Raw genomic sequence first — 6759 nt, 5'->3', positions numbered from 1 at the left:
GGTGGTCAATTTGAACCGGCGCACACTGGATATTTAGAGCGTTTTTTCCACCTTAGGAATTATGATGCATGATATGGCTGGAATTTACCATGATAAAAATGAACCTCGACCAGACAATTGTCAAATGCGATTGCTTTTTAATAGAGATCCGTTGTCTTGTATTATTACATTAGCGGATATATTACAAGATTTTGAGAGACCTAAAATTGATTTTGGTGTTCATAAAAGAGGAAGTGTTTTTAAATATGATCATGCTTGTCAAGAAACGAGATTATTAAACAAGAATAATGAGTTGGAGATAATATATAAGTTCAAAAGTGATAATGATAGGGTATTGAATATTCCATTTAAACAAGAAGATGAAATAAAATATTTTCATGAAGACGATGGTTATTTAGATTTTTCAAGCATCGGAATTCAAAAAGTGAAAATAAATACGGAATCAATAAAAAAATAATTTGTTAATTCACCAGGGGTTCAAAATCATAAGATTGAATTCCAATTTTGCTTTACTGCTTGATTAAAACTCAAAAAGTACAATTGTACACCTCATATTCCAGTATTCTTTGAGAGTTAGATTATGCTTGAACCCAAATCTATCATTTCCTTCAAGCTAACTGTCGCTTTGAAGAAACAGGCAATAGCTATTTTACATAATGCGCTCTTATAGGAACAGCCGTTTTTCAGCGGTATAAAATTATTTTATCGACTGTCCTAAGCTGCACTACCCAAACAAAAAAATGATAAATAGTATTTTCATAGGCAAAAAAAGAGGCTTCCGAAGAAGCCCTTTTTCATCTAGTTCATCATGAGCTTGTCGTATTTTCCATAGATTTTTTCCATATCCCGGTTGATCAGATCATCGACAACCCGGGCGTATTTTTTTGTCATATTAATACTGGAGTGTCCGAGCATCTTTGATACAACTTCCATTGAAATTTGATTTGCAAGCGTTACAGTTGTTGCAAAGGTATGACGAGCCGTATGTGTGCTCAGATTCTTTTTAATTCCGCAGACGTCGGCAATCTCCTTTAGATAGGCATTCATTCTCTGATTGCTTGAAACGGGAAGCAGTAAGCCGGTTTTCATGCAATAGGGATGATTCTTGTATTTATTCATCAACTGTACCGCCGGTGGTAACATCGGAATATTGCACCAATTATTCGTCTTTTGGCGGCGTTTCTTTATCCACAAGCGACCATCCCTTGTTTCAATATCTGAAGCTTTCAAACTTTTCACATCGATGAAAGCCAGACCGGTGAAGCAGCAGAACAAGTAAATATCTTTCACCTGTTGCACGCGCAAAATTTTAAACTCCTTATTCATCAACAAATTCAATTCGGATTCCGTAAGGTAATCCATATCCACCTCATCCAAATGATACTTGATGTTCCTGAAGGGGTCAATTTTCATCCAGTTATTCGCCAAGGCGATCCGCACGATCTTCTTGAAATTTTTGATATACTTTATCGCTGTGTTATTGCAACAATTCCGGTTTTTCTTAAGGTAATATTCAAAGTCACTCACGAACATCGGCGTGACCTCATTTATCGACACATCCTCCCGTCGGTATTTCCACTTTATGAAATCATGAATGTGCTTTCGTGTGGTGATATAACGCTCCACGGTTGCAGGGGCAAAATCGATATTCATCAAGCCCGTACACTTTTCATTGTGATCATCAAAGATTCCGAGAATAGTCTTTGTGCTGCTGTCAAGTCCCATATAGCGATCCCGCAAAGTAAACGGCGTTACAGTTTCATTATGGTCCTCTAGCATAACTTTATGTTCACGCAGCTTTGACTTAATCTGATCGAGATAGTCGTTGATTTCGGCAGCGGCCTTTGTATTGCCCTTCGCCCGGTTCTTTGAGGTGTCCCAATGCTCTTCCGGGATTTCTCTTTGCGTAACAAATTCGGCACGCTCACCGTTCATAGTGATGCGTGCGTAGATTGGCAGCATTCCGTTTTTCAATGCCCTCGTGCGTTTCACGAAGAAAAGCATGTTGAATGTTGTTCTTTTCATACTCTTAAATTATTAGTTACAAAATTAATTTATAAGAGTAAAAAAGCTCAACGCAATACATTACATTTCAGCGCATTATTTCCTATTCGGTTGCACAAATTCTCAGATTTTTCATGCAACCGAATTGCACACGGTGAAATTGCTTTTCGGTGCTTTTTCCTGCTTTTGTAAAAAACAGAAAACCACCGATTTCGTTACAAAGTCAGTGGTTTTCGTTGTTTAACTTGCTATATCAGCGGAGAGAATGGCTCTATCACCTTCTATTAAACGCATATCATTATTTAGTTATATTATTCGCCTGTAATGCAATTTATATAGGCTTTATGGAAATTTTCATTTAAGTTAAGAATAGTTATAATTAATTTGGTTAAATCATTTATCGTATGTATTTTTGTCTGTAAATCTAATGGCAATGAAGTTTAAAAGCAAGGTAACATTCCGGTTGGAACAAAGAAAGGATAAGATGACCGGGGAAATAGTCAAAGACAATGTTCCAATAATATTGGATTTCTCATTTGATGGAAAGCGGCTTCAATACTATACCGGCTATCGAATAGACGCTAACAAGTGGGATGCAAATTCTCAATCTGTTGTAAAAAATAACATTAATAAAGCTGGTGCAACTTCAAGGGAGATAAATAATCATTTCGTTGACCTCGAATCCACAATTACTAAGATATATCAAGAAGCGAAAATCTTCGAGAAAAGACCAAGCGTACAATACATCCGGGATCAACTAAAAAAGAGGATGAATGAAGACAGCAGTGCCCAAAACTCATTCATTGAAGTATTCCAAGAGTTCTTAGACCTGGAACAGAAGAAAAGGGATTGGACTAGTGGCACAATTACAAAGCTAAATACAATCCTTAGTCAACTCAAAGAGTTTCAAAAGAAAAAGCATTATAAGATAGAATTTGATAGTATTGATGACAACTTCTATATTAAATATGTCGAATTCCAACGAGAAACGTTAGGCCATCGAAATACAACAATTAAAAAGAATCTGTACATTTTTAACTGGTTCATGAATTGGGCAACGAAGAAAAAATATAACACCAATTTTACCTATAAAGATTGCTTACCTGATCTGAAAGGAACTGATAGAGAAGGCAAAATAATAATCTTGGATTGGGATGAATTAATGAACTTGCACCATTTGGAAATCGGTAAAGATTATCTAGAGCGTGTTAGAGATGTCTTTTGCTTTTGTTGTTTTACTGGTTTGCGGTATTCGGATGTACAGAATCTAAAACGTAGCAATATTAAAGAAAACCAAATTGAAATTACTTCAATCAAGACAGATGACGATTTAATAATTGATCTTAATGATCATTCCAAGGCTATCCTTGCGAAATATAAAGATGCACCATTCGAGAATGATAAATGCCTGCCTGTCATTAGTAATCAAAAAATGAACGATTATTTGAAAGAACTTGGTAAAATAGCCGGTCTCAAAAGTCCTGAAACTATTGTTTATTATAAAGGATCGGAACGGTTTGAAGAAACATTTGAGAAATGGCAACTGTTGTCCACGCATTCGGGTAGAAAAACATTTGTTACAAACGCAATATTTTTAAATATACCCTCAGAAATAATTCAAAAATGGACAGGTCATAAAGACCATAAGGTTTTTGAGAAGTACTATAAGATCATCGACAAGAAAAAAAGGACGGAGATGAAAAAATTCAATAGGTCAAAACCCAAAAAAAGTAACTCCAAATAGATATGAAACTATTTTTGCTTTACATGAGTGAAAAAGATGCAATGATTATGAAGTTGCAAGAGAAGTATTCAAAAATGGATCTTCCTGATGATCATAATCGAGAGGTTATTTTAAAAGAGTATAAAGATGAATATGATAGGAATTTCTGGGATCTTTTCCATCTAAAGGACAACCCCCATAACAAATATTTTTACATTGAAGATTTTAATAATAAATATTTCTGCTACGATTTTAATGATGGGACTTTTTTTGAAAAAAGGTTCCAAAAAGTAAAAAAGCAATTCCAAGAAGATTATAAAGGACTTCCGTTTTTAAGAAAAGTTAAAAACTTTTTAAGCCAGGGTGATGATAATATTATTAAAAAACTTGCGCATTATACCGCATATCTGGAAGCAAGATCAATAATATTCAAATCACCGAGTATAGAAGGAAAAGAAGAAACCTTAAGTGGGCGACAAAAAGTAAAAATAGAAAAGTTTAGACCAACATTACCAGAAATGTTTATTGATAAAGACAAACTTGCTGAAATAACTACTAAATTAATCAGCAATGGATTTGTTAAACAAAATGACAATATGCAATATCTATGGTATGGAAAAGATCTTCTAAGTACTGATGGTAGCGGACAAATAGAAGATGGTCGTGGCTTACAGTTAGTTGCATTATCAATGGTCATCGAGGAGAAGGCACTTTATAATGCATTATATTCTGCTAGCAATATTCATCACGCTTTTTCAACATATTTCAATTCTCACTTGAAATATGAAAATTTCAAACCGAGTCGCATAGCGAAAGCTGAAAAATATACAAAATATTTTCGCTTTATCTAATCTCGAAACACCTGATTTTTCTGGTACCCTAAAGTTCCCCTAAGTTCCTTTGGGTACTTTGGGATTTAAATGGGTTTCACTCATAGATACCTTTATGCTTTTAAATAAGCAAAGAGATATGTCACAAAACCCATTCGAGATTTTAGAGCAAAAAATGCAATCGGGATTTGCCGAAATAAAAGAATTAATCCTATCGCAAAAACTATCAGAAACGTCCGAACAGGCTGAAGAAAGCAAATATTTGTATAGCTTACGCGCCCTATCTGATTTTATTGGCTGTTCCGTTGTGACGGCGCAGAAACTAAAGAATCGGGGCACCATACCCTATTATCAAGTCGGTCGCAAGCTTGTGTTTGAAAAAGAAGCTGTACGACAAGCAATGAAACCTTGCTACCGTTTTAAAAAGGCCAAAGGAGGTAAGGATGGACAATGATAACACATATCAACGTGACAATTTATCATCTGAATGTGTCCGGTTTATAGATGGAATACTGCTACTTTATAAGAATAAGGTGGAATTGTACCTTCGGAAAGGATGGAGTGTCGATACATTAGAGGAGATTGTTCAAGCAATAACGACAATCAAAGAATTAAGAATTGCCGAGAAAAAGTCAGAAAAACGAACCTTTCAGGCACGTTGTACGAAGTGCGGAAAGAACAATGAACCCTCAAAGTACTATGATAAAGAGGCTTTTCGCGCATATCACGAATATGAGGTGCGAAATAAATGGGAAGATTACTTTTAAAATATAAATAATGCAACAAGAACAAAGAAATAGTATAGCTAATACAAGCTTTCAGGAAGAAATATTCCAGAACTTACCAGACATTCTACAAAAAGCGATCATCTTATTCAATGACAAGGTGGAAAAGGACGTCTTATTGGCTGGAGCGTTAGGCGTTTTAAGTGGATGCTTGCCAAACATAATAGGAACATACGATACCCACAAAGTAGGAAGTAATCTATTCGTTTTTGTAAGATCACAGGCTGGCGCAGGGAAAGGTACCCTCATTTATTCTCAATATCTTGCTAAAAGAATTCATAAAAATAAAATGCAAAAAGCTAAAGAGGCAAATTCTGATTATCAGGATCAATTAGAAGAATTCAGAAACAGTAAAATTAAACATAAAGGTGCGTCAGTAACAAGGCCGGAACCACCAAAGCAGGAAATGCTCTTCATTCCCGCGAACAGCAGCTCAAGTGCTTTTCTTAGCGCTTTAGCGAGTAATAATGGCAGGGGAATTATGTTCTCTAGTGAAGCAGATACTCTTGTTAGTACATTAAAACAGGACTGGGGAAATTATTCTGATTCTTTGCGATGTGCTTTCCATCATGAACCAATCACGCAACTCAGGAAAGTGAATAATGAATTTATTGAAATAATTAAACCGTATTTATCGGTCGTACTAAGCGGCACACCCGGACAATTAGCGAAACTGATTCCAAATTCAGAAAACGGTTTATTTTCCAGATTCCTTTATTATGATCTTAAATTGAAATTGGAATGGAAAAATATCTTTTCGTCCAATGGAATAGATTATGAAAATGAATTTGATAGGATCGCTGAAAAAATTTGCATACTATTCGAACAACTTGAAAATAGGGAAATACCAATTATTTTCAAATTTACACAAGACCAGCAAAATGTCTTTAATAAAGAATTTGAGCGCTGGCAGAACAAATTGGCAACTATATATGGTAATGAAATAGTGCCGTCAATCAGACGCCTTGGCCTAATCTTTTTTAAATTGTCTATGCTCTTATCAGGTCTGCGATTAATAGATTTACAAACCCTACCAAATGAGATCATCTGTAACAGCACTGATTTCTATGTAGCTGGATTGTTGACTGACACTTTTATCAACAATGCTTTATCTATTTTTTCGGGGCTTCCCAAATGTCATGCTGTCCCATTTTCAAATAAACGCATGAACGATCTTTACGAGAAATTGCCAAAAGAATTTAGCAGAGAACAAAGCATTGAAATTGCAAATGAAATAGGAATATCAGATTCAACAACTGATAGATTCTTGAAATCCGATCAATTATTTATCAAAACCTCCTACGGAAATTATCAGAAATTACTATGAGCTATGACAATATGAAAAACTTAACAAAGTTGTATCTATACCACGACCACCAAGATAATGAACTTTGTCACATTGTCAGGTTAATCTACA

6 protein-coding genes are annotated in these 6759 nt (G+C 35.1%); 5 read left to right on the top strand and 1 reads right to left on the bottom strand.

The window, feature by feature from the left end:
• Positions 1-73 precede the first annotated feature (73 nt).
• Complete coding sequence (locus WCM76_12085) at positions 74-457, top strand: hypothetical protein (GenBank protein MEI6766374.1); 384 nt, start codon at positions 74-76, stop codon at positions 455-457.
• Positions 458-798: 341 nt separating this feature from the next.
• Here WCM76_12085 and WCM76_12080 read toward each other — a convergent pair whose 3' ends face one another.
• Positions 799-2025 (bottom strand): site-specific integrase, encoded by a 1227-nt coding sequence (locus tag WCM76_12080; protein ID MEI6766373.1) that lies wholly within the window; start codon positions 2023-2025, stop codon positions 799-801.
• 412 nt (positions 2026-2437) lie between these two features.
• On the opposite strand from WCM76_12080, the gene WCM76_12075 reads away from it, so the two are divergent.
• The 4 genes from WCM76_12075 (at position 2438) to WCM76_12060 (ending at position 6669) form a co-directional block, all read left to right on the top strand.
• Positions 2438-3748: a tyrosine-type recombinase/integrase gene (locus WCM76_12075; protein MEI6766372.1), complete on the top strand. Its 1311-nt coding sequence runs from the start codon at positions 2438-2440 to the stop codon at positions 3746-3748.
• A 23-nt stretch (positions 3749-3771) separates the two neighbouring features.
• A complete protein-coding gene (locus WCM76_12070) occupies positions 3772-4578 on the top strand; it encodes a hypothetical protein (protein MEI6766371.1) in 807 nt (268 codons plus the stop codon).
• A gap of 49 nt (positions 4579-4627) precedes the next feature.
• Complete coding sequence (locus WCM76_12065; GenBank protein MEI6766370.1) at positions 4628-5011, top strand: helix-turn-helix domain-containing protein; 384 nt, start codon at positions 4628-4630, stop codon at positions 5009-5011.
• A gap of 323 nt (positions 5012-5334) precedes the next feature.
• Complete coding sequence (locus tag WCM76_12060; GenBank protein ID MEI6766369.1) at positions 5335-6669, top strand: DUF3987 domain-containing protein; 1335 nt, start codon at positions 5335-5337, stop codon at positions 6667-6669.
• The last annotated feature ends 90 nt before the right edge of the window (positions 6670-6759 follow it).

This window comes from Bacteroidota bacterium, assembly GCA_037133915.1.
In the GTDB taxonomy this organism is placed as follows: Bacteria; Bacteroidota; Bacteroidia; order Bacteroidales; family CAIWKO01; genus JBAXND01.
The sequence above is the reverse complement of the archived record's forward strand: the minus strand, read 5'-3'. Positions and strand labels throughout refer to the sequence as shown.

What these genes read in the sequence shown, in the direction of transcription:
- WCM76_12085 (MEI6766374.1), top strand. Translation starts at nt 74, where the DNA reads ATGGCTGGAATTTACCATGATAAAAATGAACCTCGACCAGACAATTGT.
- WCM76_12080 (MEI6766373.1), bottom strand. Translation starts at nt 2,025, where the DNA reads ATGAAAAGAACAACATTCAACATGCTTTTCTTCGTGAAACGCACGAGG.
- WCM76_12075 (MEI6766372.1), top strand. Translation starts at nt 2,438, where the DNA reads ATGAAGTTTAAAAGCAAGGTAACATTCCGGTTGGAACAAAGAAAGGAT.
- WCM76_12070 (MEI6766371.1), top strand. Translation starts at nt 3,772, where the DNA reads ATGAGTGAAAAAGATGCAATGATTATGAAGTTGCAAGAGAAGTATTCA.
- WCM76_12060 (MEI6766369.1), top strand. Translation starts at nt 5,335, where the DNA reads ATGCAACAAGAACAAAGAAATAGTATAGCTAATACAAGCTTTCAGGAA.